The 3687-nt window shown below is 35.9% G+C and carries 3 protein-coding genes and 2 pseudogenes; all 5 read right to left on the bottom strand.

Annotated elements, in window-relative coordinates; translation table 11 throughout:
- Positions 1 to 91: 91 nt before the first annotated feature.
- Positions 92 to 1072, bottom strand: coding sequence for a tetratricopeptide repeat protein (locus tag F908_RS15070; RefSeq protein WP_005165089.1), 981 nt, complete (start codon positions 1070 to 1072; stop codon positions 92 to 94).
- Between the two features lie 50 nt (positions 1073 to 1122).
- Entirely contained in the window at positions 1123 to 1362 is a 240-nt protein-coding gene (locus tag F908_RS15075) for a hypothetical protein (RefSeq protein ID WP_005165093.1), read from the bottom strand.
- Positions 1363 to 1377: 15 nt separating this feature from the next.
- Positions 1378 to 2871: a DUF4331 domain-containing protein gene (locus tag F908_RS15080; protein ID WP_005165096.1), complete on the bottom strand. Its 1494-nt coding sequence runs from the start codon at positions 2869 to 2871 to the stop codon at positions 1378 to 1380.
- Positions 2872 to 3066: 195 nt separating this feature from the next.
- Positions 3067 to 3215: pseudogene (locus F908_RS16545) on the bottom strand (transposase); the annotation flags it as partial.
- A gap of 2 nt (positions 3216 to 3217) precedes the next feature.
- Positions 3218 to 3478, bottom strand: a pseudogene (locus F908_RS15085) (hypothetical protein); the annotation flags it as partial.
- Between the last annotated feature and the right edge of the window lie 209 nt (positions 3479 to 3687).

Genomic DNA, 3687 nt, shown 5'->3' on the forward strand with positions numbered 1-3687 from the left:
TCTTTAAATCCATAAATAGGTGTCCACTTATTGGTTAGTGGACACTATCGGGGGATTGATCCACTAAAAATAGTGGTGATTCACTGGAGGCTTACTTTTCTCTTTGCATATTCCAGTTTTTGGCAGCTATGCGTAAACCTTCATCATATTTTTTTGAAACCCATAGGAATTGAGCTTGCTCTCTGAGATGTATGTGATCCTTATGGTCGAGTAGATTTTGTACTCTTTGAGTTAGTTCATTTAGGTCTTTTTCTGCAAGAGGATCGTTTAGTTTCTGTTTGCTTAAAATAATTCTATACAACGCACCATCATGATAACGATATGGGGTCAGAATTTTGATTGCGTTTGAATATTCTTGTTGAGAAATATACCAATTGGATTTAGCAAGAGTGTTGGGTAAATTATCTACATTAAGTAATGGAATAGATTGGCTCGCAAGAGTTGGATCATTAAATCTTGTCGCTATTTCCAGCATAATATTACCTAACCATTGCTGATCGTTTTTATTTAGCCTTGTTGCCATTTGAAGAAGTTCATTTGTTCTAGATTTTATTTCTGAAATATTTTTTGTCATTGCATCCACTTGCAGGACACAACCAGCTTGATAAAGTTTCACACTCTGTTGATCTAATTGATCACATAATTTAAGTGACTGATTAAATTGACCTTGTAATCTATATATATTTGCGAGTTGTAAAATTGCATCATAATTTTTAGGGTCTTTTTTTAATACGTCATTAAGTATTGTTTCTGCTCTGCTGAAATTATGATTTGCTTGAGCGAGTCGAGTTTCTAGCAATTTATTTTCTGTGTCTGATGAATTGAAGCTTGATTTCATTAAGTCTTCAGCTTGTTCTAAAAACTCACCGTCGCCTTTTGAATAAGCTTTTTCAAGTAACACATTAACGATTTGATTTCTCAGTTCATCATTATGATTGTTTTTTAACATTACTGAATAATCTGGATGTTCTGAACTCGATGAAGATTCTTCATGGTGATGTTTGGGGTGAGCGAAAGCAGTACTTAAATACAATGAAGCTATTATTGATAATGTTAGCTGACGAATTAACATTTAAAACTCCTATAAAGACTCTTAACAGAAGTTTGTTAAGAGTCTCAATCTTAAAATTTCACTGCAACGGGTTCTGATTTGTTATCTATAGTAGATTCTGAAATTTCAGTAATACTTTTAGGTTCAGCCTGTTCGTAGTTACTTTGAGGTTGATTGGTTAATGACAACGTTTCTTTAAGAACGGGGTCATTTTGGGGTTGGTTGTTATTATTTGGTTTTGAATTATTGTCATTACCACCGCAGCCACTTAATCCAATACCAACCATGAACAGCAAAATGAGTTTTCTCATGGCGACTACTCCTAATTATTTGCTAGCTGTATTAAATGGAGAGCCTGCTACTGGAGTATTTAAGTATGGGAAAGCAGTACCAAATTGTTGTGGTGATTGTAGAGCTCCATCTGTAAAGCCTATTCCTCCAGCTTTAGCATCGCTCGCTTTACAACCAACAGCGGTATTCACACCATCAATTGTGCAGAGTAAGCCCATAGCAACTCTCAGCTCAATATCGACGACATCATCACCAGGTCTACGACCGTTCGGGAATCCTGCAGTATCTCCACCGATTACACCAAGACGATTTTGTTTATCTTTTGCCGCTGGAGTAATAGCAGTATTTAGACGTAACATTTCAGATGCTTTTACATTTTTAGGTTGATTTAAGCCAGGAATACCTAAAAGAAATGCGTTAACTAAGTCAGTTCTTGGAAAGTTTGTTGGCGCAACTACGGCACCACCAGTTGCCTCTTTAAAAAGAACTTCTATTAATGTAGGGAGGGTTGGGTTAGTCACATAGTCAGCAAATTGCCCATCATTCACAGGCTTACTTGCATTAAATTTATCTTTATCTTTAAGACCAATGACGACTTCATTAACTAAAGGCATGCCTAAACGTGAAACTTGAGTCCAAGCACCACCAACTTTACTTGCACTGGAAAGATTGCTTTCAGGATTAGGATTTAATAAGGTGGCTTGAGGTAAGCTTGCTGTTGTCCATCCTCCAATCACTGTATCATTTGAAGCCACTAAACAAGATTGTGGAACTTCTAAAGCAATTGTAGTGACGTTTTTATTTGCAATATTATTCAATCCTTGATCTTCAGCGTTTACGCCTGAAGGTGCGAGTTGAGTCGCAGGAATCTTAATATTCACTAAATCGAATACTTCACCTAAGTTAACAGCAAAAGGATCTTGACGTTGACCGACAAAAACTTTACCAGAACCACAATTTCCAAAGTTAATGTTTTGGACAAATGTATCTGCGTAGGCTTGATAGTTTGGAATTGATTTTGCGCCAACATTATCGAATGGCTTTTTAAAAGAGCCTAAAGTACTTCGATCACCTTTACGTCGGTCACCTTTAATCATGGTAACAGTATATGTTTCAGCGGTATTTTGAGCTGAACTACTATCATTTGTGATTTTACCAATGTTAGATAATGGTACAGAAACATTCTTGCCACCTACAGGAACTTGTAAGTCTTTTAACTCTTGATTGAATTTAAATTGGAAAGTAATGTCTTCTTGCCCATCTCCGTTGTTGTCAATGTGTATTTCATATAAGGCTTTAGGATCTAAAGCGAAATAATTAGGCCCCCCATAAGCATCTTGTAAAGGCTGATAGTTTGCTAGTATGGTTACGAAATTACTTCGGCTCGGCTCATAACTTTTAAACATATAAAAATCTGTAGCGTCAACCTTGGGTGTTTTACTGATTGATGGTGCTTCGCGGTGGCTTGAAGCGAATGATGTCACACTAAAACTACTTAGCATAATTGCTAAAAGTAGGCGAGAGTCCATTTTGTGTCTCCTTGACCATGTTGATCTTGGGTATATTTTTGATTAATTTTTATTCGTCTTATAATTTTCTGATATGAATTTAGATCAGTATAAGACTCTTAATATTTATACTGGTTCGATAGTGAAGTTTCTGTGAGCAAGTTTTAATTTAAAAAATTTTTTGTGCTGTAGTAGATAAGATTAAATAAGTAACATCTAAAAAGTAAACATGTATTTATTGCCAAAATATTTTGATATCTGATACACCCAATTTTGTATTTGATTAGCCGTCATTACTTTGAAATCACGCCAATGATACTTCATCTGTCACCATACCATATCTCAATGCGATTTAATTCAGGGCTATTGTAAGAACACTTGGCCTACCTGAACGATGACCTTCTTGAATAGATTCAAATTGGTAGAGTTGCCAATGGCGACGTTGTAACCGTATAGTTTCAGGTATTCGACTTTGAAGTTTAGCTACTTCTGCTACAGTTTTACCTTCGGATAGCCACAATATGGTTTGTGCGCGTTGTCTTTCTCGCCAATGTGCAGCGTGTTTGGTGAGATCAATAAGTTGTTTTTGTTCAACTGGGTTGAGATGGATTGAAACGATACGTGGCATAGTTGAGCAGCAGCTAATCAAACATACCTTTTCGCATGGTTAGTTTGATTAATCAACTTAATGTATCTTCAACCATTTTTAATGGTTCGATTCACATTACTTTCAGTGATATGGGGCAGAGTAAAACTTGAAGTGCGACATAAACCACCTAATTAATTTAAAGGGTTTATGGAGTATATAAAATTGTCATACCATCATCTTAACTTTGA

Origin of the sequence: Acinetobacter sp. NIPH 284, assembly GCF_000369425.1 — a bacterium.
In the GTDB taxonomy this organism is placed as follows: domain Bacteria; phylum Pseudomonadota; class Gammaproteobacteria; order Pseudomonadales; family Moraxellaceae; genus Acinetobacter.